The 26,361-nt window shown below is 63.8% G+C and carries 29 protein-coding genes; 13 read left to right on the top strand and 16 right to left on the bottom strand.

Features of this window, described 5'->3' with window-relative positions:
- Positions 1-376 (top strand): DUF1761 domain-containing protein (locus V6M52_RS02360; protein WP_332699031.1); only part of this gene is annotated, 376 nt, incomplete at its 5' end.
- Positions 377-415: 39 nt separating this feature from the next.
- Here the strand turns inward: V6M52_RS02360 and V6M52_RS02355 are convergent.
- From V6M52_RS02355 to dapF, 4 genes are all read right to left on the bottom strand, one after another.
- Positions 416-1,033, bottom strand: coding sequence for a septation protein A (locus V6M52_RS02355; RefSeq protein ID WP_332687928.1), 618 nt, complete (start codon positions 1,031-1,033; stop codon positions 416-418).
- 90 nt (positions 1,034-1,123) lie between these two features.
- Entirely contained in the window at positions 1,124-2,353 is a 1,230-nt protein-coding gene (gene ftsY / locus V6M52_RS02350; RefSeq protein WP_332699028.1) for a signal recognition particle-docking protein FtsY, read from the bottom strand.
- Positions 2,354-2,371: 18 nt separating this feature from the next.
- Positions 2,372-3,637: a tRNA (N(6)-L-threonylcarbamoyladenosine(37)-C(2))-methylthiotransferase MtaB gene (gene mtaB, locus V6M52_RS02345; protein WP_332699025.1), complete on the bottom strand. Its 1,266-nt coding sequence runs from the start codon at positions 3,635-3,637 to the stop codon at positions 2,372-2,374.
- Positions 3,637-4,488, bottom strand: coding sequence for a diaminopimelate epimerase (dapF, locus tag V6M52_RS02340; RefSeq protein ID WP_332699034.1), 852 nt, complete (start codon positions 4,486-4,488; stop codon positions 3,637-3,639). The genes mtaB and dapF overlap by 1 nt, the downstream gene beginning before the upstream one ends.
- 292 nt (positions 4,489-4,780) lie before the next feature.
- Between dapF and V6M52_RS02335 the strand changes: the two genes are divergently transcribed.
- From V6M52_RS02335 to rpsP, 4 genes are all read left to right on the top strand, one after another.
- Positions 4,781-5,740 carry a hypothetical protein gene (locus tag V6M52_RS02335; RefSeq protein ID WP_332699022.1) on the top strand — a complete coding sequence of 320 codons (960 nt, stop codon included), beginning with the start codon at positions 4,781-4,783 and terminating at the stop codon, positions 5,738-5,740.
- Entirely contained in the window at positions 5,737-6,951 is a 1,215-nt protein-coding gene (locus V6M52_RS02330) for a GNAT family N-acetyltransferase (RefSeq protein WP_332699019.1), read from the top strand. Before V6M52_RS02335 ends, V6M52_RS02330 begins: the two co-directional genes overlap by 4 nt.
- 266 nt (positions 6,952-7,217) lie before the next feature.
- Positions 7,218-8,801: a signal recognition particle protein gene (gene ffh, locus V6M52_RS02325; RefSeq protein ID WP_332699016.1), complete on the top strand. Its 1,584-nt coding sequence runs from the start codon at positions 7,218-7,220 to the stop codon at positions 8,799-8,801.
- Positions 8,802-8,831: 30 nt separating this feature from the next.
- Positions 8,832-9,248: a 30S ribosomal protein S16 gene (gene rpsP / locus V6M52_RS02320; RefSeq protein WP_332687922.1), complete on the top strand. Its 417-nt coding sequence runs from the start codon at positions 8,832-8,834 to the stop codon at positions 9,246-9,248.
- A 132-nt stretch (positions 9,249-9,380) separates the two neighbouring features.
- Here the strand turns inward: rpsP and leuB are convergent, their stop codons facing one another.
- Positions 9,381-10,481: a 3-isopropylmalate dehydrogenase gene (gene leuB / locus V6M52_RS02315; protein WP_332699013.1), complete on the bottom strand. Its 1,101-nt coding sequence runs from the start codon at positions 10,479-10,481 to the stop codon at positions 9,381-9,383.
- A gap of 134 nt (positions 10,482-10,615) precedes the next feature.
- Positions 10,616-11,236 (bottom strand): TetR/AcrR family transcriptional regulator, encoded by a 621-nt coding sequence (locus V6M52_RS02310; protein WP_332687920.1) that lies wholly within the window; start codon positions 11,234-11,236, stop codon positions 10,616-10,618.
- Between the two features lie 244 nt (positions 11,237-11,480).
- Between V6M52_RS02310 and V6M52_RS02305 the strand changes: the two genes are divergently transcribed.
- Both V6M52_RS02305 and V6M52_RS02300 read left to right on the top strand, forming a co-directional pair.
- Positions 11,481-12,434: a homocysteine S-methyltransferase family protein gene (locus V6M52_RS02305; protein ID WP_332699010.1), complete on the top strand. Its 954-nt coding sequence runs from the start codon at positions 11,481-11,483 to the stop codon at positions 12,432-12,434.
- A gap of 66 nt (positions 12,435-12,500) precedes the next feature.
- Positions 12,501-12,773, top strand: a complete 273-nt coding sequence (locus V6M52_RS02300) for a DUF1127 domain-containing protein (RefSeq protein ID WP_332699006.1) — start codon at positions 12,501-12,503, stop codon at positions 12,771-12,773.
- A gap of 37 nt (positions 12,774-12,810) precedes the next feature.
- On the opposite strand, the gene V6M52_RS02295 is transcribed toward V6M52_RS02300, so the two are convergent.
- From V6M52_RS02295 to deoD, 7 genes are all read right to left on the bottom strand, one after another.
- Positions 12,811-13,452: a CPBP family intramembrane glutamic endopeptidase gene (locus tag V6M52_RS02295; RefSeq protein ID WP_332699003.1), complete on the bottom strand. Its 642-nt coding sequence runs from the start codon at positions 13,450-13,452 to the stop codon at positions 12,811-12,813.
- A gap of 227 nt (positions 13,453-13,679) precedes the next feature.
- The gene (locus V6M52_RS02290; protein WP_332687916.1) at positions 13,680-13,976 is read right to left on the bottom strand and encodes a hypothetical protein; all 297 of its coding nucleotides are present in this window, start codon (positions 13,974-13,976) and stop codon (positions 13,680-13,682) included.
- Between the two features lie 75 nt (positions 13,977-14,051).
- Entirely contained in the window at positions 14,052-14,864 is an 813-nt protein-coding gene (locus tag V6M52_RS02285) for a hypothetical protein (protein WP_332699000.1), read from the bottom strand.
- Positions 14,861-16,210 carry a hypothetical protein gene (locus V6M52_RS02280; RefSeq protein WP_332698997.1) on the bottom strand — a complete coding sequence of 450 codons (1,350 nt, stop codon included), beginning with the start codon at positions 16,208-16,210 and terminating at the stop codon, positions 14,861-14,863. The genes V6M52_RS02285 and V6M52_RS02280 overlap by 4 nt, the downstream gene beginning before the upstream one ends.
- A 132-nt stretch (positions 16,211-16,342) precedes the next feature.
- Positions 16,343-16,963 carry a hypothetical protein gene (locus V6M52_RS02275; protein WP_332687486.1) on the bottom strand — a complete coding sequence of 207 codons (621 nt, stop codon included), beginning with the start codon at positions 16,961-16,963 and terminating at the stop codon, positions 16,343-16,345.
- A gap of 273 nt (positions 16,964-17,236) precedes the next feature.
- The gene (locus V6M52_RS02270; protein WP_332687485.1) at positions 17,237-17,860 is read right to left on the bottom strand and encodes a hypothetical protein; all 624 of its coding nucleotides are present in this window, start codon (positions 17,858-17,860) and stop codon (positions 17,237-17,239) included.
- A 47-nt stretch (positions 17,861-17,907) separates the two neighbouring features.
- Complete coding sequence (deoD, locus tag V6M52_RS02265; protein ID WP_332698994.1) at positions 17,908-18,618, bottom strand: purine-nucleoside phosphorylase; 711 nt, start codon at positions 18,616-18,618, stop codon at positions 17,908-17,910.
- Between the two features lie 104 nt (positions 18,619-18,722).
- Here deoD and V6M52_RS02260 point away from each other — a divergent pair, with 104 nt between their 5' ends.
- From V6M52_RS02260 to V6M52_RS02240, 5 genes are all read left to right on the top strand, one after another.
- Entirely contained in the window at positions 18,723-19,175 is a 453-nt protein-coding gene (locus V6M52_RS02260) for an SRPBCC family protein (protein ID WP_332698991.1), read from the top strand.
- Between the two features lie 66 nt (positions 19,176-19,241).
- Positions 19,242-20,192 (top strand): N-acetyl-gamma-glutamyl-phosphate reductase, encoded by a 951-nt coding sequence (argC, locus tag V6M52_RS02255; RefSeq protein ID WP_332687482.1) that lies wholly within the window; start codon positions 19,242-19,244, stop codon positions 20,190-20,192.
- Positions 20,193-20,419: 227 nt separating this feature from the next.
- Positions 20,420-21,025, top strand: a complete 606-nt coding sequence (gene leuD / locus V6M52_RS02250) for a 3-isopropylmalate dehydratase small subunit (RefSeq protein WP_332687481.1) — start codon at positions 20,420-20,422, stop codon at positions 21,023-21,025.
- Between the two features lie 4 nt (positions 21,026-21,029).
- Positions 21,030-21,458: a GNAT family N-acetyltransferase gene (locus V6M52_RS02245; protein WP_332698988.1), complete on the top strand. Its 429-nt coding sequence runs from the start codon at positions 21,030-21,032 to the stop codon at positions 21,456-21,458.
- A 5-nt stretch (positions 21,459-21,463) separates the two neighbouring features.
- Positions 21,464-21,853, top strand: a complete 390-nt coding sequence (locus V6M52_RS02240) for a RidA family protein (RefSeq protein WP_332687479.1) — start codon at positions 21,464-21,466, stop codon at positions 21,851-21,853.
- Positions 21,854-21,855: 2 nt separating this feature from the next.
- On the opposite strand, the gene V6M52_RS02235 is transcribed toward V6M52_RS02240, so the two are convergent.
- Both V6M52_RS02235 and V6M52_RS02230 read right to left on the bottom strand, forming a co-directional pair.
- Positions 21,856-23,079 carry a GGDEF domain-containing protein gene (locus V6M52_RS02235; protein WP_332698985.1) on the bottom strand — a complete coding sequence of 408 codons (1,224 nt, stop codon included), beginning with the start codon at positions 23,077-23,079 and terminating at the stop codon, positions 21,856-21,858.
- Between the two features lie 103 nt (positions 23,080-23,182).
- Positions 23,183-24,193 (bottom strand): LLM class flavin-dependent oxidoreductase, encoded by a 1,011-nt coding sequence (locus tag V6M52_RS02230; RefSeq protein WP_332693226.1) that lies wholly within the window; start codon positions 24,191-24,193, stop codon positions 23,183-23,185.
- A 165-nt stretch (positions 24,194-24,358) separates the two neighbouring features.
- On the opposite strand from V6M52_RS02230, the gene V6M52_RS02225 reads away from it, so the two are divergent.
- Complete coding sequence (locus V6M52_RS02225) at positions 24,359-24,910, top strand: acyloxyacyl hydrolase (protein WP_332693223.1); 552 nt, start codon at positions 24,359-24,361, stop codon at positions 24,908-24,910.
- Positions 24,911-25,075: 165 nt separating this feature from the next.
- Here the strand turns inward: V6M52_RS02225 and V6M52_RS02220 are convergent, their stop codons facing one another.
- Positions 25,076-26,266: an NAD(P)/FAD-dependent oxidoreductase gene (locus V6M52_RS02220; RefSeq protein WP_332698983.1), complete on the bottom strand. Its 1,191-nt coding sequence runs from the start codon at positions 26,264-26,266 to the stop codon at positions 25,076-25,078.
- Positions 26,267-26,361 lie beyond the last annotated feature (95 nt).

The raw sequence follows: 26,361 nt of genomic DNA, 5'->3' as shown, positions 1-26,361 counted from the left end.
CGCCAGCTTCGCTTTCGGTGCCGCCTGGTACATGGTCCTGTCCAAGCAATGGCTTGCCGCCATCGGCAAGACCAAGGAGACAATGAACAGCGACTATACGCCGTTCATCTGGTCGGCCGTACTGCTCCTCGTCATGGCCTATTTCATCGCGCTGCTGACGCCGGCTCTGCTCGGGAGCATCAGCGTCACCAACGGGCTGATTGTCGGCGCCCATATGTGGCTGGGTTTCGTCATCACATCGATGATCATCAACCATCGCTATGAGGGCGCACCGTGGTCGCGCACTGTCATCGACGGCGGTTATCTGCTGGCCGTCCTGTTGATCGACGGCGTGGTCATTGGGCTCTTCGGTGGCGGCGCAGTACCGGCTGCCTGACGCGATCTAGCTGATCCGCGGCAGAAGGCTGGCTGCGGATCAGCTCTCTACAATGATCGGCGGCACGTGCTTGGGCTCGGCCGCCGGCGCATATTTGTTGAGCAGGCTCACCTGGCTGATCGAGAAGATCACGGTCAGCGGCATCACGCCCCAGACTTTGAAGGCCACCCAGATATCGGTCGGAAAGTTGCGCCACAGGATCTCGTTGATCACGGCCAGCAAGACGAAGAACAGGCCCCAGTTGAGCGTCAGCTTGCTCCAGCCCTCGGGGCGGAGCTTGTAGACGTCGCCAAAGACGTATTTCAGCAGCGAATGCCCGAACAAAAGCCCACCCAGCAGGATCGAAGCAAACAGCGAATTGGTGATGGTCGGCTTGATCTTGATGAAGGTGTCATCCTGCAGCCATAGCGTCAGCCCGCCAAACACCAGCACCACGACACCGGTGACCAGCGGCATCACGGCGATCTTCTTGAGGATCAGCCAGGTCAGCACCAGCGAGATCAGCATGGCGCCCATAAACCAGGCGGTGGCGACGAAGATATCGGCGCGCGCATTGGCGATGAAGAAGACGACCAGCGGACCCAGTTCAAGCGCCATCTTGGTGAGCTGGGGGCGAAGCTCGTCCCAGTTGATCTCCTGCTCGGCATTCTCGGTCATGGCAAATCTCTGGTGGCAACAGGGGCAATGTGAGGGCAAGCGCCCCAGCTTGCAAGGACGGGATAGACCGCAAGCATGGTAAGATTGCGGCTACTCGCCGCCCGCGATAGCCCGGGCGAAGTCGGCGGCGGTAAAGGGTTCGAGATCGCCCACGCTTTCGCCGACGCCGATGAAATGCACCGGCAGGCCGAATTTGCGGGCGATGGCGACCAGAATGCCGCCGCGCGCCGTGCCGTCGAGCTTGGTCATCACGAGGCCCGTGACCCCGGCGCGCTGGCCGAAGATCTCGACCTGCTTGAGTGCATTCTGCCCGGTGGTAGCGTCGAGCGTCAGCAGCGTCGCGTGCGGTGCGCTGGGGTCGACCTTCTTGATGACGCGGATGATCTTCTCGAGCTCGTTCATCAGCTCGTCGCGATTCTGCAGGCGCCCGGCAGTGTCGATGATCAATATATCGCGACCCTCGGCCTTGGCCTGAGTCACGGCGTCGAAGGCCAGGCCGGAGGCATCGGCGCCGGCGGGGCGGGAAATCACGGGGGCATTGGTACGCTGGCCCCAGATCTGCAGCTGCTCGATCGCGGCGGCGCGGAAGGTGTCGCCGGCCGCCAGCATCACCGACTTGCCTTCGGCGCCGAGCTTTTGCGCCAGCTTGCCAATGGTCGTGGTCTTGCCCGAGCCGTTGACCCCGATCATCAGGATGATGAAGGGCTTCTGCGCCGGGTCGATAACCAGCGGCCGGGCCACAGGGCCAAGCACCTTTTCGACTTCGGCCGCCAGCACGGCGCGCACGTCCTCGCCGGTCACGTCGCGGTCGAAGCGGTCGCGGCGCAGCGTCTCGGTGATGGCCATGGCCGTCTCGATGCCGAGATCGGCCTGGATCAGCACGTCTTCGAGTTCGTCGAGCGTCGCGGCATCGAGCTTGCGCTTGGTGAAGACCGAGGTGATCGATCCGGTGAGCTGGTCGGACGAGCGCTTGAGGCCCGAGGCCAGCCGGGTGAACCAGCCCTGGCGCGGCTGGTCGGCTGGAACTTCCACGACGGTGGACGGGTCGAGCGGCACGAAAATCGTAGGATCTGCAAGGGGTTGGGTCGGCGCGGCGGCCTGTTCCTCGATGTCCTCGATATAGTCCGGAGTCGTCTCGGGCGGGCCGGGCAGGGGGACCGGCTCGGGCTCCGGCACCAGGTCCGGTGGCGGCACGGGTGTCGGTGCAACAGGGTCGGGAACCGGCGCTTCTGCAGGCAGCGTTTCGGGCGGCGCAGGGGGCTGCACCGGCGTCTCGCCGCCGAACAGGCGCTTGAAGAATCCCGGCTTCTTGTCGGTCATTACTGGTCTTTCAAAAGGTCAGGCGGCTTCGCGCAGGGCTTCGCCCACAAGGCCGTCGGCGGCGACGCCCGTGACCCGAACGGCCAGCAATTCACCCGGTTGCGTGCCGGCTACGGCGATGGGGAGGAACTGTTCGGTACGGCCCAGACCATTACGTTCGATCAGCACATTTTCAACGCGGCCGACGCGGGCAGCACTGAGTTTTGCCAGCTGCATGCTGCCGGCTTGCCGCAAGCTTGCTGCACGTTTTCTGGCGATTTGCGGGTCGACCTGCGGCATGCGCGCGGCGGGCGTGCCTTCGCGGGGCGAATAGGGGAAGACGTGCAAGTAGGTCAGGTCGGCTTCGGTGACGATGCGCAGGGTGTTTTCGAACATGGCGTCGTCTTCGGTGGGGAAGCCGGTGATGATGTCGGCGCCGAAGACCATGTCGGGGCGCAGCGACCGCAGCTTGGCGACGATGGCCAGCGCGTCGTCGCGGCTGTGGCGGCGCTTCATGCGCTTCAAAATCATGTCGTCGCCCGATTGCAGCGACAGATGCAGATGCGGCATCAGCCGGCGGTCGCCGGCGACGGCGTCGTAGAGCGCGTCATCGGCCTCGATGGAATCGATCGAGGAAATGCGCAGCCGCGGCAGGTCGGGCACATGGCGCAGGATTGACTGGGTGAGCTTGCCCAGGGTTGGCGTGCCTGGCAGGTCGGGGCCATAGGAGGTGATGTCGACGCCGGTCAGCACCACTTCGCGGTAACCGTTGGCGACGAGCTTTTTGACCTGATCGACCACCATGCCCATCGGTACCGAGCGCGAGGGGCCGCGGCCGAAAGGGATGATGCAGAAGGTGCAGCGGTGGTCGCAGCCATTCTGCACCTGCACGAAGGCACGGGTGCGGCCGTCCATGCCCTCGATCAGATGGCCCGCGGTTTCCCGCACGCTCATGATGTCGTTGACCTGTACCTTGTCGTTGAGGGGCAGGCCGAACACCATCGGGGTGTAGCTGGCGGCCTTCATCTTGTCGGCATTGCCGATGACGAGATCGACCTCGGGCATATCGCCAAAGGTCCGGCCCTCGGTTTGCGCCGCGCAGCCGGTGACGATGATGCGGGCTTCGGGATTGTCGCGCCGCGCCTTGCGTACGGCTTGCTTGGCCTGCTTGACGGCTTCGGCGGTGACGGCGCAAGTGTTTATGATCACTGCGTTTTCGAGCCCCGCCTTCTGGGCTTCGGCCTTCATCACCTCGGCTTCATAGGCGTTGAGCCGGCAGCCAAATGTCAGGGTTTCGACGGCCATCAGGCCGCGACCTCGTTGCGGGTCCAGTGGCCGGAGGCGGGATCGAGCGTGCCGGTCCATTCCAGCTCGGCCGGGCCGGTGAGGACGACATGATCATCGTCGCGCCATTCGATCAGCAGATCGCCACCCGGCAGGGTGACGGTGGCCTTGCGGGCAGTGCGGCGGGTGCGGGCGCCATTGACCACGGCGGCGCAGGCGGCGGTGCCGCAGGCCTCGGTGAGGCCGGCGCCGCGTTCCCAGGTGCGCAGGATGATGCGATCGGGCGCAAGCACCTGAGCAATCGAGATATTTGCCCGTTCGGGGAAGATCGGGTGGTTTTCCAGCATGGGTCCGAAACGGTCGAGCGCGTAGCTCCAGACGTCCTGATTGACCCAGAACGTGGCCTGCGGATTGCCCATGGAAGCCACCGATGGCGAGTGCAGGACGGGGGCGTCGATCGGTCCGATCTGCAGTTCGATCTTGCGGGTATCGGCGAATTCCTCGGCCAGGGGAATGTCGTACCAGGCGAACTTTGGCGTGCCCATGTCGACGGTGATCAACCCGTCCGCCATGACTTCGCCAAACAAAATCCCCGCCACGGTCTCGTAGGTGAACGACTGATGAACGCCGTCAGAGGCCAGAAACTGGGTGACGCAGCGCATGCCATTGCCACAGGCCTGGGCGCGCGAACCGTCGGAATTGATGATGTCGATATAGGCGACGGTGCCGGCGACCTTCGGATCATGGATAGCCATGATCTGGTCGAACTTGGTGCCGGGGGTGGCATTGATGGCAATGGCGGCTTGGGGCGTGACACGGCCCTCGCGGCCGCGCATGTCGGCCACGATGATCTGGTTGCCCAGCCCGTTCATCTTGAGAAACGGCACGCCGCTCAATTGGTCTGCCTCGCCCGAGGGTGATGGAATGACCCTATATGGCGGATGCGAGGGAAAATTGCCAGTGCATCGCCGCCGCCCCGGCTTCGCACAGCAGGCAACCCGATGGCCAAAAGCTGCAATTGTTCATATATCGTAAGGGTTTCACACTTCATGGCGCCTTAACCAGCCGACCATTCTGGCCACGCCAAACCCCACATTGTCGGCTAGGTTTCTCCCAGATGTTGAGGGTGGCCCCCTCTTGCCCAGCCCATCAGGAGCCCGGCCCATGAATATGACCATGCAGACCGACCAGATCATCACCGACTGGCAGCCGCATTATCCGTCGCTTTTCGGCGGTCATTCGCTGGCGCTGAGCCATAGCCTGGCCAATTCGCCGCTGTTCACCGACGCGGCGCTGGCGCGGCTGATCGACAATACGCCGCGCGAGGCCTACCACGTCAACTATTCGCAGAAGACGCCGGGCAATCCACCCAAGCGGCGCGAGGGCGAGATCAAGGGTCTCACCGGCCAGCAGGTGATCGACGTCGTCAAGAAGGGCAATATCTGGGTCAACCTCACGGCCCCGGCCAAGACCGATCCGGCCTATGGCGAACTGCTCGACAGCCTCTATGCCGAGTTCGAGGAGCGCGTTCCGGGCTTTTCGAGCTACAAGCGGAACCTGACGATCCTGATTTCATCGCCCAATGTCTCGGTGAAATATCATTCCGACGTGCCGGGGCAGAGCCTGTGGCAGGTGCGCGGCACCAAGAAGGTCTATGTCTATCCGGCCAAGGCGCCCTTCATCAGCCAGCCTGCGCTGGAAAAGCTGATCCTGGGGCAGCTGCGTGAAACCGACATGCCCTATGAGCCCTGGTATGACGGCTATGCCGAGGTGCATATGCTGGAGGCGGGCAAGATGCTGCACTGGCCGCTCAACGGGCCGCATCGCGTGGTCAATGAGGGCATGCTCAACGTCTCCTTCACCACCGAGCACTGGACCGACGAGCTGCGCAAGCATTACGCCGTCAACTATGCCAATGGCATATTGCGCGCCAGGACCGGCATGCAGAAGCTGAGCCAGCAGGTGACGGGCCTCTCCTATTATTCCAAGCTGGCGCTGGCGGGCCTGGTGAAATTCACCCCGCTCAATCCGCAGAAGAAAAAGGTCTACAAGGTCGACTTCCAGGTCGATCCTTCGGCCCCAGAAGGCGTGCGCGACATCGAGGGATATTCCTTCAGCAAATGAGTTCGCTCAGCGCATTTTCCGGAACTGGTGAGCGGCGGCGCGCAGGCGCCGCCAATCGTGTCGAGGCACAGGCCTACGCGTTGCGTGCCGAGGTGGTGCGGACGCGCGAGGCGTTCGATGCCGCGGCGCATCGATGGGAGGCTCTGGAGTCCCAGGCAGATGGTGCGCTGCTGTTCCAGGGCAGCGGCTGGGCAAGGGCGGTGTTTGATTTCGAAGCCGCGCGGGGCAATACGGACTTCGATCCGGTCGTGGTTACGCTCAGCGAGGGGCAGCGGCTGGTGGCCGTACTGCCGCTCGAACGCATCCGCACCCGTTCGCGCACTGTGCTGGCGCCGATGGGTCATGCCTTCAGCCAGTATTCCGATGTGATGATCGCCGCCGGGATCGAGCCGCGCGATGCAATGGCGCGCCTGCTGCGGGCTGCCATTGCCGACGCGCCCTGCGATGCGGTGAGCTTTCTCAAGGTGCGCAGTGACAGCATGCTGGCCAAGGGCATGCCGGACAGTCACATCATTACCGGCGACGAGCAGGGCGCGCCCTATGTGGCGCTCAACGCCTTTGCCGATCACGCCGCCTATTTCCAGACCATCAAGACCAAGACGCGCAAGAATCTGCGCAATGCCCGCAACCGGCTGGAACGCGAAGGCGCGGTGACGCACCACGTTGCCACGACGCCGGACGAAACGCTGGGCGTGATCGAGCGGACGCTTAGCGGCCGCGCCGGCCGGCTCAAGGAGCAGGGCCTGTCCTCGCGCGCCTTCCGCGACCATGCCTTTGCCGATTTCTGCGCCAGCCTGCCCGGCCGCGGCGACCTGCAGCTGCTGGCCATGTCGCTGCGCCATCGGGACGAGCCGATCGCCGAGCAGTGGGGGTTCATCCACAAGCAGCGCTACTATGCCTTCATTGCCAGCCGGGACTTTTCCAACAGCGAGGAAAGCCCGGGCAAGCTGCACCTGGACGAAGTCACCCGTGCCTGCGCCGAGCGCGGGCTCGACGGCGCCGACCTGATGGTGCCGGTCATGCCCTACAAGCTCACCTGGGCGACCGGGGTGGTGAGGGTCACCGACCATGCCCTGCCGGTGACGCCACGGGGCATGCTGGTGATCAAGCTCTGGGACAAGACGCTGCGGCCGATGTTCAAGAATGCCATGCTGGGTATGCCCAAGGGCCTGCGGAGTTTTGTGATGAAGGTGGCGGGACGCGGTCTCTAGGCGCCGTGAGATCTCATGGCGAGCTTGTCGAACCACGTGGTCGTGGCACATAGCCCCCTTCCTTGACTCCTGCGCCCCTTTCCCCTACACCCCGCCCATTCATCAGGCTTTGCTCCTGACCAGCCGACCGGGACCCCGTTTAAGGGTATAAACCGATCCCGGAGGCCACCATCCGCCAGCGCGTTGCGCCCGCGGGTGGGTTTGGCGTTTGGACTGATGGATCCTATCTCTCTGCGGATCATCCGAAGAGAATAAAGGACCAGTTCATGTTCGATAGCCTTTCCGACCGGCTTGGCAGAATCTTCGAAGGACTTCGTGGCCGTGGCGCGCTCAATGCCGCCGACGTCGATGCAGCCATGCGCGAAATCCGCCGCGCGCTGATCGAGGCCGACGTTTCCCTTGAAGTGGTCCGGGCGTTTGTCGAGCAGGTGCGCGAACGCGCCGTAGGCGCCGAAGTCACCCGCTCGGTGACGCCGGGCCAGCAGGTCGTCAAGATCGTCAATGACGAACTGGTTGCCGTGCTCGGCTCGGATGCCGTGCCGATCGACCTCAATGCCAAGGCGCCGGTGACGCTGCTGATGGTGGGCCTGCAGGGCTCGGGCAAGACCACGACGACCGCCAAGATCGCCAAGCGGCTGACCGAGCGGAACAAGAAGAAGGTGCTGCTGGCCTCGCTCGATACCCGCCGACCAGCTGCCATGGAGCAGCTGCGCGTGCTGGGCGAGCAGGTGGGCGTCGATACGCTGGCCATCGTCACCAGCGAGACCCCGGTGCAGATCGCCCGCCGCGCCGAGCGCGAGGCGCGCCTGGGCGGCTATGACGTATTGATCCTCGATACGGCCGGCCGCACCCATATCGACGAAGAGCTGATGGCCGAAACGGCCGAGATCAAGGCAATTGCCAACCCGCACGAAATCCTCTTGGTCGTCGATGCGCTGACCGGCCAGGACGCGATCAATGTCGCGCGGAGCTTTGACAGCCGTCTCGATGTGACCGGCATCGTGATGACGCGCGTCGATGGCGATGGCCGCGGCGGCGCGGCTTTGTCGATGCGCGCGGCGACCGGCAAGCCGATCAAGCTGATCGGCGTCGGCGAAAAGATGGATGCGCTGGAGGATTTCCACCCCAGCCGCATCGCCGACCGGATCCTCGGCATGGGCGACATTGTTTCGCTGGTCGAAAAGGCCGCCGAGCATGTCTCGGCCGAAGACGCCCAGAAGATGGCGCGGAAGCTCAAGAAGGGCTCGTTCGACCTCGACGACCTGCGCAATCAGTTGCAGCAGATGAAGAAGATGGGCGGCATGGGCGGGCTCATGAGCATGATGCCCGGCGTAGGCCAGCTCAAGAAGGCCATGGCCAATTCCAATGTCGACGAGAAGGTGTTCGATCGCCAGATCGCCATCATCAATTCGATGACCAAGAAAGAGCGCACCAATCCCGACCTGCTCAATGCCAGCCGCCGCAAGCGCATTGCCGCCGGCGCGGGCGTGGAAGTGAGCGAGATCAACAAGCTCGCCAAGCAGCACCGCCAGATGGCGGATATGATGAAGAAGGTTTCCAAGGGCGGCATGGGCGCGCTGGGCGGCATGTTCGGCGGCAAGATGGGCTCGATGATGGGCGGCATGCCCGACATGAGCAAGATGGACCCGGCCCAGCTCGAGGCCATGGCCCGCCAGGCCGGCATCGACCCCGCTTCTCTCAAGGGCCTGCCCTCTGCACCGACGCCTCAACTCGCTGAAAAGCTGCCGAGTGATGTCGGCGCCCTGTTCAAATCCGCCGGAACGGGTCTCCCCGGTCTGGGTGGTGCTCCCCGTTTCCCCGGCCTTCCCGGCCTGGGCAAGAAGAAATAGTCGTTTCAACCTAAACTCAAGGATACCAAAATGGCCCTCAAGCTCCGTCTCGCCCGTGGTGGCACCAAGAAGCGCCCATTCTACCATATCGTCGTTGCCGATGCCCGTTCGCCCCGCGACGGCCGCTTCATCGAAAAGCTCGGCACGTTCAACCCGCTGCTGGCCAAGGACAATGAAGGCCGCGTGGTGCTGAACACCGAACGCGCCAAGCATTGGCTTTCGGTTGGCGCCCAGCCGACCGACCGCGTGCTGCGCTTCCTCGACACGGCTGGCGTTGCCAACCGCGAAGCCCGCAGCAACCCCAACAAGGCCAAGCCGGGCGAAAAGGCCGTGGCGCGCGCTGACGAGAAGGCCGCCAAGGCTGCCGCCATCGAAGAGGCCAAGAACGCTCCCAAGGCCGCTCCGGTCGAAGAAGCTGCTGCCGACGAAGCGCCTGCTGCTGAGTAAGCTGCTGGTCGCATGAATTGCAAAAGCCCCGGTGCGCGAGCGCCGGGGCTTTTTGTTGTTCTCGATTCACCAGCACCCACCGCGCGGCACCTCCCCCTCGACGGGGGAGGGTGTCGACTGCGAATTCGGAGCTTAGGCTTTGAGCTTACCCAGAATCGCTGCGCCCATTTCTTCCGTTCCAACCGTCTTGCGGTTGTCCTGGGCGATGTCGCCGGTGCGCAGGCCATCGCTGAGCACGGCGGAGATGGCGTTTTCGATTTTTGTCGCCAGCTCGACCATGCCGAAGCTGTAGCGCAGGGCCATGGCCACCGAGGCGATCATGGCGATGGGGTTGGCGATGCCCTTGCCGGCAATGTCGGGGGCCGAGCCGTGCACGGGCTCGTAGAAGGCCTTGCGCTTGCCGGTGACCGGATCGGGCGCGCCGAGCGAGGCCGAGGGCAGCATGCCGAGCGAGCCGGTGAGCATGGCGGCGACGTCGGAGAGGATGTCACCGAAGAGGTTATCGGTGACCATGACGTCGAACTGCTTGGGATTGCGCACCAGCTGCATGGCGGCGTTATCGGCCAGGATGTGGTGGAGTTCGACGTCGGCATAGTCCTTGGCGACGCCCTTGACCACTTCGTCCCAGAGGACGCCGGACTTCATGACATTCTTCTTGTCGGCCGAATGCACCTTGTTATTGCGGGTGCGGGCCAGATCAAAGGCGACGCGGGCAATGCGGTCGATTTCATAGGTTTCGTAAACCTGGGTGTCGACGGCGCGCTTCTGGCCGTTGCCGAGATCGGTGATGGTCTTGGGCTCGCCGAAATAGACGCCGCCAGTCAGCTCGCGCACGATCAGGATATCGAGGCCTTCGACCAGCTCGCGCTTGAGCGAGGACGCATCGGCCAAAGCCGGGTAGCAGATGGCAGGGCGCAGATTGGCGAAAACCGCCATTTCCTTGCGCAGGCGCAGGAGGGCCGCCTCGGGGCGGTGCTCATAGGGCACATTGTCCCATTTGGGGCCGCCCACGGCGCCGAAGATCACCGCATCGGCGGCCTTGGCCTTTTCGGTGTCCTCGTCGGTGATGGCCACCTGATGAGCGTCATAGGCGGCGCCGCCGGCCAGACCCGTATCAGTCGAGAAATCGGTGAGCTGCTCGGCATTGGTCCAGGCGATCAGCTTTTCCACCTCGACCATGATCTCGGTGCCGATGCCGTCGCCGGGCAACAGGAATAGGGAATGGGTGGCCATGATGGGAAAGCTCCTCGCCGTACTGGTGGGTACACCTTGGCGGGGCACATAGCGGGTTTTGGGGGGGCAGCGCAAGGACGGCTGTGGCGGAATCGTCCAGTGGCTGTGCCAATGGGCCGGGCGGGGTTACGCCCTCAAGGCTGAAACAGCAGCCTGATATAGCTGCGGAACAGCAGGATCTGCTTGGGCAGGATGGACGGGTCGCCCAGCGCCTTGCTCATGATGATGGCGCCATCGACGATGCAGCTCATCATGCTCGCCAATTGTTCGAGATCGACAGGCTCGGCCGGCGGATGGGCGGCCGCGATGGCGTCGATGCGCTCGCGGAAAAAGGCGTTCCACTTGTGGACCGAGTCCATGGTGAGCTGGCGCACGGTGGAATCGAACAGGCGCTCCTGATAGCAGACGCTGGCGATCAGGCATCCGGGGTGACCATTGGGCAGGTCGGCCATGGTTTCGGCCAATAGCTTGAGCCCGATGAGAAAGCTCTGCAGCGGGTCATCTGCAAGCTCGGCGGCGCGGCCGAAATGTTCCCCGAAGATCTCGTCATTGGCCACCACGTAGCGCTGCAGCATTTCGTGGGCGAGGGCGTTCTTGTCAGCAAAGTGGTAGAAAAAGCCGGACTTGGTGATGCCGGCCTCGGCGATCACCTCCTCGATCGAAGTGGCGGCAAAGCCCTTGGCGAGCACGGAGGTCTCGGCAATGGCCAAGAGCCGTTCGCGGGTTTCCTGCCCCTTGGTCGCCTTCCTGAACATGGCTTGCCCCTATTCCGACTGTACCGCCAGTACAGTTTTGACTGTCTCGATGCCGGCGAAAACGCGGTCGTCGGCACGCCTGGTACTGCAAACTATTGATCTAGCAAGGAAAAGGCAGGCTGCAACAGACTGGACCGCAAGTCTGCTAGATGCGCGCTGCCGATCCGGGGCATCACTCTGGCCACCGGCGGCCAAGATGTAGCGCTGCCTCGACGGGTAAATCAAGTAGCAATGGAGGCCCCCGATGGCCAAGCAGAGCAAGACGCTGCCACAGCTTTCCGGACAGATGTTTGTCACCGATGGCGGTATCGAGACGCATATGATCTTCAATGAAGGTCACGACCTGCCGCATTTCAGCGTGTTCCAGCTCAATGACAGCGAGCAGGGCCGGCGGGCGATGCGGGAATATTACCGCCCCTATATCCAAATTGCCCGCAATGCGGGGCAGGGCTTCCTGTTCGACACCAATACCTGGCGGGCCAATCCCGATTGGGGCGCGCTGGTGGGCTATGATGCGGAGCGCCTGCGCGCGGTCAATATCGGGGCCGTTCGCTTCTGCCGCGAGGTGGCCGGGGCCTTCGAAGTGGCGGGGGTGCGCACGGTGGTCAGCGGCGCCATCGGGCCGCGGCGCGATGCCTGGCAATATGACGGCGCGATGAGCGTCGAGGAGGCCATGCGCTATCACGGGGCGCAGGTGGCAGCCTTTGCCGAAGCTGATGCGGACCTGGTGACGGCCTATACGCTCACCAATACGCCCGAGGCCATCGGCATTGCGAAACTGGCCGAGGCGGCGGGGCTGCCCTCTGTGCTGTCGTTCACACTGGAAACCGATGGCCACCTGCCCGGTGGCAAGCCGCTGGGCGACGCGATTGGCGAAGTCGATGCGGCAACCGGCGGATCACCCGCTTACTACATGATCAATTGCGTGCACCCGATTCACTTCGCCAGCACCATTCGCCATGCCGGAAGCTGGGTGAACCGGATCGGGGGGCTGCGCGTCAATGCCTCGATGAAGAGCCATGCCGAGCTCGATGAGAGCGAGACGCTCGATATCGGCAACTGGCAGGACCTGGCACAGCGCTACAGCCGCATCCTGCCGCTGCTGCCCAATATACGGGTGATCGGCGGCTGCTGCGGCACCGATCATCGTCATATCGGCGCGATCTGCCAGCACTGCCTGCCGCAGGCCGCCGCCTGATCCATCACCCCACACACAGCCGGGCCATGCCGCGGGCATGGCCCTTTGCATTTCGGGAGAATTTCAATGACCGTTATCGATAGCGGCGTGCGTCTTCACGCCCGCCCGCGCTTCTTCACCATGCAGGGCTTCAGGCGACTGCTGGTGCGCCTACGCCAGCACCGCCGTGCCGCCCAGACCCATATCGCGCTGTCCCGGCTCGACCCAAGGCTGCTTTACGATATCGGGCTGGAGCCACTGGACCTCTATGCAGTGCACAAGGCCAGCCAGCCGCCTTCCATGCTGCTCGACACAATGCGTAAGCAGTTCGTCTATCGCGATAAGGAACAGTCGGAATAGTTACGCGCCGGCGGCGACCGCAGCGCTGCCGCCGGCCTTACACAAAGCCATTGCCGTCGAACAGCACCCAGAAGGCCATTACATTGGTGAGGGTGTGGGCGATGGAGGTCCAGAACACCGAGCCGGTGCGCCAGGCGATCCAGTTCCACAGCAGGCCCAGGGCGGCCGCCCCGCCCACCAGGGCCATCCAGCCTCCCTCGAAGACAATGCCGTGGCTCAGCGCCAGTGGCGCATGCCAGAGGGTGAACAGGACCCAGCCGAGCCAGAAGCCCAGGCGGGGCCGGTCGGCAAAGCGGGTCATGAAGCCGCCACGCCAGGCAGTTTCCTCCAGCGGGCCGTTGATGACGCCGATCAAAGCCGCGAGCATGGCCCCGTTTGTGGTGAGCATGCTGGTATGGGGCGTTACCGCCACCATACCGACGACGCCCAGTTGCAGCAGCAGCAGGCCCGGCACGAACCAGTCCTGCCAGGCCAGCCGCTCCGAGAACAGGTGCGGCCCGCGCCTGCCCCGTACATGCAGGGCGATAACGGGCAGGCAGAAGCCGAGCCAATAGGTGAGCAGCGACAGCAGATAACCGGTGGGGCTGCCAAGGGCCCGGGTCAAAGCGGGGACAATGAAGGCCAGCGCCCCGATCAAAATCAGGGCATGCACAACAAGAGCGATCTGGGGCCGGCTCATGAGATCTCGGGAATCGTCGGTATTGGCGACTATTGATCCCGAAGCGGTAATTTTCGCAATGCCGGATTGCGGTCAGGTCGCTGCATGCCTGCATCCCGCCGACCGGTGCTGCCGCAGACTTGTCGGGTTCGTCGCGCGCCAGGCGCGAGACGTGGCCCACGGATCATGTCCGTGGGCCACGAGAGTGGGGGTGCCAGATTCGTGGTTTCAGGCCGAAGCCGCGCGGATCAATTTGCCTCGCGGCGTTCCACCAGAGCGAAATCGTTGGCTGCCAGGTCGACCTTTAGCGCCAGTTGCTGGCGGTCGAGTTCGGCAAGCCAGGCGGTCCAGGAGCAGGGGCTCATGCCGTCATCCTGGCTGGCCATGCCTTCACCGGCCTTGATGCGTCTCTGAAAGCTCAATTTGAGCTGGGCGTGCTCTTCGCCGAAACGGTTGCGTATTCGGGCTATTGCCGGAATGCCGTGCCGATCGGTGACCCAGTTCTGGATGTCGCGGTGTCGTGTAAGCATGTGAATCTGAGTCATTATTGGCCTCCCCGCCAATTATGGATCCTAACCTCAGGAAACGGTCCGGTCCTCCGCCGGTTCCCCTCCCGGGTATCAATTGTCTGCTAGTTGCGTGACAAGCTTGAGACGCGTCATCTCCTCTGGGTTGAAGTAATACAGCCGGTCTGGCGGTGTCTTGAGCGCATGCAGCCACAATGCCGGGTCGACGCCGGTCTTGGTGAGGTGGCCGATGATCTCGGCAGTCGTGGTCTGGGCGTCGCTCATGGCAGCGCCAGCAACGCGCAAGGCGCTTTGCGGATCGCCGGAGAGCCCGGCAGCGTAAACCTGGTGCACGCCGATGGCCGCGTCCGGGCTGGCGATGCGGGTCGCGCCCGAGGCAAAGATGATGGGGCAGGACGAGGCACAGAGCGAGCCGGCAGCGACCTTGGTGGCAAGGCCCTTTTCATGGATCAGACTGCCAATGGCGAGCGCATCCACGACCGACCCTCCAGGGGACTCGAGAACCACAGTGTGTACGTATTCTCCCCGCGCTGCAATCTCTGCGGCGAAACGTTCGGCTGAACCGATCTCGATGGTGCCGGTAAGGTGGAGTTGTCCACCCGTGCCCAGCGCGATTTCCAGCGGCCGCTCAAGCACTTCAGGGCTGGTGGTCACATTTGGGCGAGCGCCCTCGGCCGGTCCCTCGGGATCATAGGGCGGCAGGATGGGCTGCATCGGCATGGCCAAAGCCGCGCCCTGGCTGGCGGTCAATTCGCGGAAATCGACATAGAGCACCGAGGCGGTGCCGATCAGCAAGGCAAGGAAGGCGACGCGCAGGATATTGCCGTCATCGACGGCGGCGGCTCGGCGGAGAAACCGGCGATAGAAGGAGCCATGCTCGGTGCGGGCGTTGGCGGCGGTCTTCATGCCGGGCGCGGGCTATCGGTGCGCTTGCGTTGCGCGGCGTCGATGGGGGTCACCGTGCTGTCATCGGGCGCAGGCCCGGCGACGGCGGGGGTGTCGACCTGTTCGGGTTCGGCCGGCAGCGGCGCCTGTCGCGGATGGCCGGTGGCCACGTCAATGCCGGCAGCCTCCATCCGGCGGAACAGGGCCATAGCGCGCAGCATTTCGGCGGCGGTGATGTTCTCAGCCTCGGCCAGGGATTCGGAATCCTTGCGCATGGCGTCGTTGACGATCATCAGCACGAGCACCAGCACCACCGGCAGCAGGTCGATGGAAATAGCGCCGGCCCAGCTTGGAATGAAGTCCTGCCAATAGCGGATCACCGCTTCGGCGCTGGAGAGCGGCACGAAACGGCGCTGCTCCACCGCCGGATTGGCGAGGATTTCGTCGGCCGCCTGGGTCAGGGCCGCCGATTGGGCGGCCACCGAGGTCCGCACGGTTTCCATCACCTGATCCTGCCGGTTGGCGAGATCGGTGGTGCCGCCATCGGCGACCGGGGCGATGAAACCGGCGCTGAGATCGGCCGAGGCGCGCTTGACCGAGGAGGCAACGTCGGTCTGCTGCAGGGCGGCGATGACCGCGGAAAGCTGCACCGCTTCGGCCTGGAAACTGTCGGAGCGCGGCTCGATGGCGCCGGGGGTGGAGACCAGTTCGCGCATGGTGGCCAGCCTGACTGAGCCCTGTTCGAACAACAGGGCCACCTCGTCGCGCGAGCCGGTAATGGTGGCGGCCAGCTGGGTCATCTGCGTACCCATCTGGGTCAGCAATTGCACGACGCTGCCTGAGCCGGTCGTGCCGGTCAGCGCACCGCTTTCGCGCTCGTCGGCGGCGAGGCCGGCAAAGCGCTCGGCCGCCCGCTGCACATCGGGCAGCAGGCTCTGGCTGGCCAGGGCATTGGCATGGGCATTGTCGAGATCCTCGGCATAGCCTTGCAGCGTCACCGCCATATGCTGTTCCAGCGAGGCCGAGCCGGCCAAAGCGGCGGCATTGAGCCAGCTCGACATGGCGATGATCATGGCGCAGCCGATGGCCATGGTGAGGAACAAAGCCAGCCGTTGCACGCCGGAGGTGACCAGCGGCACGAAGCGGAGCATGAAGCTCCAGAAGGCATAGATGGCCACCGACACGGCGGCCGAATAGACGATGGCGGCAAAGAAGACGAAGCTGGCCGAGCCGTCGAGCAGGCCGCGCACCCCGAGATAAGTATAGACCCCCGAGGCCAAAGCCAGCACGGCCAAGGCAAAGCGGGTCATCGTCTCGACGCCCTTGACGGTTTCGTTGAGGCGGTAGGCGTTCGGCTTGAGCTGCATGTGCGAGGGCCCCGATGTTAAGGGGACGTTAACACAGCGATGGCGGCAAGATGTGGGCGGAGTGGGTGAGGGTTAATGACGGTCGCGTGAGGGGCGGCCCCTGGCCGCCCTCTCCGCTCCAGTTGCCAGATCTTACGATCTTGGACCGAGCAGACCAGTGAAATAGACCAGGCTGTATTGGTAGTCGCTGCCGAAGGAACCACCCAAGGCCGTGCCCGGGCCGCTGACAGCGACGGATACACCCGTGGTGCCGCTTCCAAGCGTGGCGCTACCTCCGGCGGTTCCGACGCCACCCCGGAAATTGGTGACGTCCGACACCTTATCGGCGCGCTGCGCCGATGTGAGTAGGACGATTTGCGTACCGGCACTCTCGAGGCCCGCAATGGCCGCGCGACACTTGTCGCCGATCGAACTGTTGACCAGCTCTATGCCCGCATCGGTGATGGAGAGTAGCCTCAGGTCGTCGACCGTGTAGGTCTGCTTGGCGCCCAGGTTTGCCGTTCCGGTAATTCCCGCGAATGGCAGCCCCACGCCTGCATCTACACCCAGCGTGCCGGTGCCCTTGGCCATCGTCACCGAGTCTTCGGCAATGTAGGCAGACAGGTCCTTGAGGGCGGCAGTCTCCCGGAAGTCGTCATAGCAAAGCTCGTACCAAATCGCTCCGTCACTGGTCCGGAATGCTGGTCGTTGGCCCTTTGTCCCCGAGAAGTACAGATGACCGAGCTTCGGGGTGGTGGTGGGCACGAGGGTCATGTGACCCGGTTGTTCGGGTATATTGATAGGACTTGCGCACCCTGCCAGCAAGGCCAGCACCGCAACGGTAGACAAGTACCTCATTTGTTAGCCCCCAAGAAATGACCTGTCGTCATTATCAATGAACTAACTAGTTTTCAGGATTTCTGCAAAGTGGAACAGGCAAACATTCTTCCAGCGGGTGGCGATCTCCACAGAAAAACCAAATAACATTCGTAATCAGCTGGTTGCCAACTTGCCAGGTTGGAGGCGCGTTATCGTGCGGCGGCATGGCTACCCGTTCAACTTCGCCATCAGCTTTTCCACCCGCTTGCGCTTGCTTTCCTGGCCGATCTTGGCCAGCCGGTCCTTCAGCACTGCCAGAAAGCCGGGCCTGGCTTCGGGCGTCAGTACCGGCGCGATCTCTTCGGCATAGGTGGGGAACTGGTTGGGCGCCGCGGTCTTGAGCCGCTCCACCAGGATCGGCACAGCCTTGGCGCCATAGCCGGCGCGGGCGAGCTTGACCAGGATCGAGTTGCAGTGGTCCTTGGCGATCACCGAGCCCTTGTCGGCTGCGGCGATGATGGCGGGCAGTTCGGCCACCAGCGCATCGGCGCGGCGCTCCGCCACGGTGTCGAGCGCGGTCATGGCGCCCCAGACCTGCCTGTTGTTGGCGCTGTGCAGCGCCTCGAGGAAGACCGGGCACTGTGCCGCGATCAGCTCCGGATTGCGGGCGCCGATTTCGTAGAGCACCTTGATGGCATCATTGGCCTGCCGCGTCGGGCCGGAGCGGACGGCCCCGGCCAGTTCGGCGACCGCGGCCAGGTCATGGCGGGCCGCAATGTCTCCGGCCAGCGCGACATTGGGCGCCTCGTCACGGCGATCCATGGCGCCGGAGAGTTTGTCGAGAACGGTCATGGCTTGATACTCGGAGCACGGGTGCGGCACCCTCCGAGATAGGGCGCTCAGGCCTCGATCGCAACCTCGAGCGCCACGGTCACCATTTCCTTGAGCGAGGTCTGGCGCTCATTGGCGTCGATCTCCTCCTTGGTGATCAGGCAATCGGTCATGGTGCAGATGGTCAGCGCCTTGACGCCAAAGCGCGCCGCCAGCGTATAGAGCGCTGCCGCTTCCATCTCGACGCCAATGACCCCGTGCTCGGGCAGCTTGTCGTAACCGGCCATGCCGTCGGCATGGTAGAAGATGTCGCTGCTCAGCATATTGCCGGCATGGTAGCGCATGCCCTTGGCCTCGGCCTTTTCGGCGGCGGAACGCAGCAGGCCGAAATCAGCCATCGGCGCGAAATTATAAGCGCCGAAGCGATCCCGCACGATGGCGCTGTCGGTGGAGGCCGCCTGTGCCAGGATCAGGTCGCGGACCTTGACCTTGGCATTGAGCCCGCCACAGGTGCCGACCCGGATCAGGGTCTTGAGGCCATAGACGTTGATCAGCTCATGCACGTAGATCGATAGCGACGGCTGACCCATGCCGGTGGCCTGCACCGAAACCGGCTTGCCCTTATAGGTGCCGGTATAGCCCAGGCAATTGCGCACCGAATTGACCAGCCGCGCGTCCTCGAGAAAGGTCTCGGCGATCCACTTGGCGCGCAGCGGGTCGCCCGGCAGCAGCACGGCTTCAGCATAGTCGCCTTGCTTGGCGTGGTTATGGGGGGTCATCGGCCTTCTCTCGATTTTTTGTCCAGTTGGTCAAACCAATGCCATCGGCAGCACGGAACGGCAAGCGTTCCACGCCGTTTCACTCCAAACGGCAGGAGCGTCCGATGCCCGACAGAATCGAAGCCAAGGTCACCCATCGTTTCAAGGCCAGTCCCGAGCGCGTCTACGACACGTTCCTTGATCCGGACCAGGTCGCGCATTGGCAGGCGGCTTGGCTGCGCCATGGCGGCATGGGTGGCGACGTGACCGCAAGCGAACTCGATCCCACAGTTGGTGGTGCCTTCCTCTTCGCCGACAAGCGCGAGGACGGCGAGGCCCGCCACTGGGGCATATTTCTCCATCTCCATCGACCGACCAAGATCGCCTTTACCTGGATCGTCGATGAGAGCGAGGAAGACGATCCGTCCGAGGTTACCATCATCATCGAGCCCGAACTCGATGGACCGGGCGCCATCGCCACGCTCTACCACACGATGGATGCGCAATGGGCCGACTATGTCCCGCAGACCGAAAAGGGCTGGCGCGCCATGCTCGAAGGTATTGAAACGGTGCTTTGACCACCGCGGTCTTGACCCCGTCACGTCAGAGGTCCATTTACGCTGCCGCATCTGGAGAATACGCCAATGGTCGCCAAGATTTTCATCGACGGGGAAGCCGGAACCACGGGTCTGCAGATCCGCGAGCGCCTGGCTGGCCGGCGCGACCTCGAGGTGCTCTCCATTGCCGCCGACAAGCGCAAGGACCTGGGCGAGCGCAAGCGCCTGCTCAATGCGGCCGATGTGGCGATCCTCTGCCTGCCCGACGATGCGGCCAGGGAAAGCGTGTCGCTGATCGAGAATGGCACGACGCGGGTGATCGACGCCTCGACGGCGTTTCGGGTCGATCCCGACTGGGCCTATGGCTTTGCCGAAATGGACAGGGGCCAGAGCGAGAAAATCGCCAATGCGCGCTTCGTGGGCAATCCGGGCTGCTGGCCGCAGGGGCTGATTGCCAATGTGCGGCCGCTGATCCAGGCGGGCCTGCTGCCGGCCGATTTCGCCATCAGCTATAATGGCATTTCCGGCTATACCGGCGGCGGCAAGCAGATGATTGCCGAATATGAGGCCGAAGGGGACGCGGCCAGCCATTTCATGCCGTACGGGCTGACCTTCAACCACAAGCATGTGCCCGAGATGACCAAATATACCGGGCTCGCCAGTGCACCGCTCTTCGTGCCGACCGTCGGCGACTTTGCCCAGGGCATGACCACGTTTGTGCCGTTGCAGCTGGGCCAGCTGGCCCGCGTGCCAACGGGCCGCGAGCTGCATGCTGCCATTGCCGATCACTTCGCGGCGATCAAGGACAGCTTCGTCCTGGTGGCGCCCTATGAGGAGACCGCCCGGACCCCGGCGCTCGATCCGCAGGCGCATAACGACACCAACACCATGACCCTGCATGTCTTTGCCAATGACGCGCGGGCCCAGGCGGTGCTGGTGGCGGTCTATGACAATCTGGGCAAGGGCGCGTCCGGCGCTGCGGTGCAGAATTTGAACCTGATGCTGGGCGTGAGCGCCCGGGAGAGCCTGGCGGCCTGATCAGCCGAATTTGCAGTCGACACCCTCCCCCTTGCGGGGAGGGATCAAGGGTGGCGGACGTTTAGCCCGAATATCCGGGCCAACCGGCACCCCCTCCCAGCCTCCCCCGTCGGGGGGAGGTGCCGCGCTGTGGGTGTGGCACCATCCAGCCGAACGCTTCTGCCCATTCCCGACTTGACCAAAAGCCTGCTTTCGCGCGATGAACCGCCTCAAAGCGAGGTTTCCTCATGGACAAGTTCACTAGTCTGACCGGTGTCGCGGCGCCCCTGCCGATCATCAATATCGACACCGACATGATCATCCCCAAGCAGTATCTCAAGACGATCAAGCGGACGGGCCTGGGTTCGGCGCTGTTCTCGGAGATGCGCTACAACGAAGACGGCAGCGAGAATCCGGATTTCGTGCTCAACAAGCCGGGCTACCGCAAGGCGAGTATCATCGTGGCCGGCGACAATTTCGGCTGTGGATCGTCCCGTGAGCACGCCCCATGGGCGCTGCTCGATTTCGGCATTCGCTGCGTGATCTCCACCAGCTTTGCCGACATTTTCTACAATAACTGCTTCAAGAACGGCATTCTGCCGCTGGTGGTCACGCCCGAGCAGCTCAAGCTGCTGCTCGACGATGCCGATCGCGGTTCCAATGCGACGCTGACCGTGGATCTGGAAGCCCAGACCATAAAGGGTCCGGATGGCGGCACGCTGCATTTCGATATTGACCCGTCTCGTAAGCAAATCTTGCTCGAAGGGCTGGACGATATTGCCGGCACGCTGAAGTCCGATCCGTCGATCACCTCGTTCGAAAACAAGATGGCGGCCGACCGCCCCTGGCTCTGAGGCCGTGACTGAGATCGTCTACGAAGCCGAGTTGCGGCCGGAAAGCCGTCAGGCGGTGGTGGACGGTCTCGTCGCCTTCAACCGCAGCCAGACGCCGGATTTCACCGGGCCATTCGCCAATATCGGGCTGCTGCTCAAGCATCCCGAATCCGGCGAGACCGATGGCGGGCTCACCGGACGGATCACCTTCGGCTGGCTTTTCGTCGAACTGCTGTTCGTGCCCGAGCGGCTGCGTGGCCAGGGCATCGGACGCCAGTTGATGGAGCAGGCCGAGGTGGTGGCGCGCCAGCATGGCTGCGTCGGCATCTGGCTCGATACCTTCACCTTCCAGGCGCCGGGTTTCTACGAAAAGCTCGGCTACAGCACCTTTGGCGAGATCGCCAACTATCCGCCCGGCTCAAGCCGGTTTTTCCTCCGCAAACACTTGAGTTGATCGCCATGGTCCAACGCGTCTCCACCGGTTCACCCTTCGAAGCGACCTTCGGCTATTCCCGCGCCGTGCGGCACGAGGACACCGTCTATGTGTCCGGCACCACCGGCTATGATTATGCCACCATGACCATGCCCGCCGATGTCGGCCAGCAGGCGGCCAATGCGCTGGCCACCATCGACAAGGCGCTCAAGGAAGCCGGCTCGTCGATCCAGGATACGGTGCGCGTGGTCTATTATGTGGGCGACCGCAATGACGTGAATGCGGTCGTGGCCGCCGTCGGTCCGGTATTCAAGGATATCCGCCCGGCCGCCAGCATGCTGATCGTGCAGATGATCGAAGCGGGCATGAAGATCGAGATCGAGGTTACCGCCCGTATCGGGGCGGCGAACTCCTGATTTCAGGCCTGTGGCTGGCGTGAGCCCTGGCGGCGCTCGCCGGCCATCGGGGCGGTGAGCGGGGCCGGGATATCCGGCTCGGCAATGCACACCCGGTCGCGGCCGCTCTTTTTGGCTTCATACAGTGCCGCATCGGCGCGGCGCAGCAAATCGGACAGGCCGTCGCCCGCCCTGAGCTGCGCCACCCCGAAACTGGCGCTGACCCGGCGGTCGGGCCCCAATTGCGCTATGGAAAGGCCGGAAAAACCGCTGCGCACGCCCTCGGCATAGAGCCGCGCCGTGGCCGGATTGCTGCCCGGAATAAAAGCAGCGAATTCTTCGCCGCCCAGCCGGCCAACGATAGTGCGCGGCTCGGCAATGGCGCTCAGCACCTGGCCGAAGGCGGCAATGACCCGGTCGCCTGCCGCATGGCCGTAATTGTCATTAATGGCCTTGAAGTGATCGAGGTCGGCCACGACCATGGTCGCCGGAACACCGTCGCGCAGCGCGCTGGCCAGCATTTTTTCGGCCAGGTCGTCGAATCCGCCGCGGTTGAGCAGGCCCGATAGCGTGTCGGTTTGGGATCGCCGCGTCAGTTCGGCAAGGGCGTCCCGCACGAAGACCAGCAGCATCAGCACCCCATTGGTGATTAGCAGGAAGGCGATCAGCACCTGCGAATAGGCCCCATAGGCGCTTTGCAGATAATCCTGGGCGCTGACGGCTCCCAATCCTGCCACCAGGAGCGGCTTGGCAACGTATTGCAGGCTGCTGAACAGCAGGAACACCAAAAGCGTGATGTCGAGGGCGTCGAGCCGCCGGCGGCTGCGCAGCAGCACCGCCGCAGCCAGCATATGGCCGAAGAAATACGGCGCCTGATAGATCGCGGCATGGACGAATGAACTCGAGGACTGGCTCTCGATGGCGATATTGGCCGGCACCGACACCGCGAGCAGCCCGGCAATGGCCCGCCACGGCGGCGCGACCCCATAGTGTCGGGCCAGTCCAGCAATACAGGCGGCAAAGCCCAGCAGGGGCACCGTGAATACCGCCAGGCTCATCCAGCGGGGATCGGCCTGGGCCGGCAGTGCGAATTCGAGCACGGCATTGATGATACCCATGCCATAGGCGAGGCTCAGCCAGCGCGCGCCAATCACGGTACGGGTGCGCCAGGCCACCACTGCGAAGGCAGCCGCGAACAAAGCGGCGACAAAGACATTGATGGCGAGCACGAAGCCGGCGGCGCTCATGGTGGGCCCAGAATTTCAACCGGCACCATGCTAGCCGCAGGGGGCAGAACGAGACGTTAACGCGGAAAATCTAGTCGCCGCGCCAAAGCGATGACCGAAACGCCTAGGTGCGCGGTGCTAGGCCGAACGCCTCGGCGACCAGGCTATAGGAGCGGCGGCGCAGTTCGTAGCTGTGAATGGTGGTAGTGATCATCACCTCGTCTGCCCCGCAGCTCTCGGCCTTTGCGGCGATGGCGTCGCGCACTGTGCTCGGCGAACCGATGATCCACAAACTCGATTGATGATCGATGACGCCTTGCTGCTGGGTGGTCAGCACCCGCGCATGCGCGTCTTCCGGGCTCATCAGCTTGCGCTGCTCGCCGGTGGTGAACAGGGCCCAGCTCACCGCCTGCGAGCGCGAGAGATAGAGCGCCTCCTCATCGGTCGGGGCGCAGATGACCGAGACGCAGAGCATGGCCTGAGGCTTGGGGAAGGCTTCGGTAGCCTGGAAGGCGTAGCGATAGGCCTCGAAGGCGGGGGCCGGCGGGGTATGGCTGAAATGGGCGGCAAAGGCATAGCCGATGCCCAATTGCCCGGCCGCCTGGGCGCTGGCGCCGGACGAGCCGAGCAGCCACATCGGCGGTAGGCGAATGCCGCCCGGCGACACCGGCACGCGCGAAAACGGATGCTCGGGCGGAAAGCTCTCCTCATCGAAGGCCATCATCTCGGCCAGATAGGCGGAAAATTCCTCGCCGCCGCCACTGCGCAAGGCGCGCATGGCATAGCCATCGCCACCCGGGGCGCGGCCGATGCCCAGATCGATACGGCCAGGATGCAGCGCCTCAAGCGTGCGATAGGCTTCGGCGATGCGCAGCGGCGCGTGGTTGAGCAGCATGACGCCGCCCGAGCCGATGCGGATGTCTTTGGTATGGGCGGCGGCGCTGCCGATCAGGATTTCAGGGACGGAGGAGGCGATGGAGGGCATGCCGTGATGCTCGGCATACCAGAGCCGCGTATAGCCCAGCCGGTCGGCTTCCTGCGCAAGGAGGATGGTTTCGGCCAAGGCCTGGGGCGTCGTGGTGCCTTCGGCAATGGGGGCGAGATCCTGCAGCGACAGGGCGAAGGGAGCGGCCATGAGAAATTCCTTTGATGCAATCGTCCGCCTTCTATCGGCAAATTGCGATGAAAGCGAGATGGAGAAATGCCGCCGGTAAGGTCTCGTTCATAGCAATTTGATTCAAATCTTGCCGATCCGGCGCTGCGGCCGCTCAATCGAGGATTGACGGCAAGGAGCTTTCCCATGCGCGGCCTGATTGCCCCCCTCGGCTTCCTCCTCGCTCTGCTGCTGGCCATGCCCGCCCAGGCGCAGTTCAATGTCCTGCCCGAAATCCGCGCCGGAATTTCGGCGCGAGGCGTCGATGCGGGCAATCTGTTCGATGCCAACCGGATCGGTGACGCCAATGTGGAATTGCTGTTCACAGCTCCCGACCTCAATGCCTGGACAGTGATCGGCGAGCTGCGACCGCATCTGGGGGCCACGATGAGCTTTCGCGGCCAGGACAGCTATGGCTATGCCGGGCTGAGCTGGACGGTGCAGGCGCCGGTGCTGCCGGTCTTTGTCGAAGCCAGTGCAGGCGGGGTGTTGCGCAGCTCCATGTTCAGTGCGCCGCAAAACGATCCGGCGCGCCATTTCGGCTGCGGGGTGGGCCTGCGCGTGGCCGGCAGCGTGGGCGTCAATCTGCCGCTGGGGGCCTCGATCATCGCCACGGCCGAGCATCTGCCCGATTTTGGGACCTGTGGGGTAGCGCGGGCGAATACCAATGTCGGGGTGAGGCTGGGGTTTCGGTTTTAGGCGGTTTGGCGCGCTGAATATTCAGTCGACACCCTCCCCCCTTGTGGGGAGGGATCAAGGGTGGGGGTGATTGGCCCCTATATCGGGGCTCTCAACACCCCCTCCCAGCCTCCCCCATCAAGGGGGAGGTGCGGGCCGGTGGATGGGGACTATCGCGGCAAAATCCTAAGCCGCTTGCCCGGCCGCCCAGCCGGAGGCCCAGGCCCACTGGAAATTGTAGCCACCGAGCCAGCCGGTGACATCGACCACTTCGCCGATGAAATAGAGGCCGGGCACCTCGCGCGCCACCATGGTCTTGGCGTCGAGATCGCGCGTGTCGACGCCGCCCAAGGTCACTTCGGCGGTGCGGTAGCCCTCCGAGCCAACGGGCTTGAGCGTCCAGGCCTTGAGCACGGCCTCGACCACGGCGAGTTTCTTGTCGGAGAAATCGCCGATCATGCCGGGCAGGTCGAGCTCTTCGCCGAGCAGGTGGGCGAGCTTTTTGGGCAGCATTCCGCCCAGCATGGTCTGCACCTGCACTTTGGGCGTCGCCTTGCGCGCGGCGCGCAGCAGTTCGCCGGCATTCTGGTGCGGCAGCAGGTCTACCGCAATGGCATCGCCCTCGCGCCAATAGGAAGATATCTGCAGGATGGCCGGGCCGGAGAGGCCACGATGGGTGAAGAGCAGCGCCTCCTCGAACGCCGTCTTGCTGTGGCTGACAATGGCGTCGGCGGCGATGCCGGAGAGTTCCTTGAGGCGTTCCAGTGCGCCGGTCTCGAAGGTCAGCGGCACCAAAGCCGGGCGGGTTTCGGTCAGCCGCAGGCCGAACTGGCTGGCGAGCTGATAGCCCAGACCCGTGGCGCCCATCTTGGGAATGGATTTGCCGCCGGTGGCGACGACGAGGCTGTCGCAGGTGATGGACGAGGTGGAGAGCTGCACGGCAAAGCCGGTCTCTTCCTTGCTCACGCTTTCTACGGTGGTTTCCAGCACCAGAGTCACGCCGGCCTTGCGCATTTCGCCCAGCAGCATGGTGTTGATCTGGGTGGCAGGGCCATCGCAGAACAATTGGCCCAGCGTCTTTTCATGAAAGGTGATGCCATGGTCCTTGACCAGGGCGATGAACATTTCGGGCGTGTAGCGGCTGAGCGCCGAGAGGGCGAAGCGCGGATTGTCGCTGAGGAAGCGGTCGCGGCCTTTGTCTATGGTGGCGTGGATATTGGTGAAGTTGCAGCGCCCGCCGCCGGAAATGCGGATCTTCTCGCCGGCATATTTGGCGTGGTCGACCAGCAGTACGGAGCGGCCGCGCTTGCCGGCCTCGATGGCGGCCATCATGCCGGCAGCGCCCGCGCCAAGGATCACGACATCATAATGGGGCATGGCAACTCACCGCGTCACTCCCGCGACGGCGGGATGGGAAGGGTTGCGTCTTAATCGAAGTGCCAGACCGTGCCAATGGTGACCTTGGAGGTCGT

Source organism: Devosia sp. (assembly GCF_036676215.1).
Lineage (GTDB): Bacteria > Pseudomonadota > Alphaproteobacteria > Rhizobiales > Devosiaceae > Devosia.
Note: the sequence above shows the minus strand (reverse complement) of the source record. Positions and strands in the feature narration are given on the sequence as shown.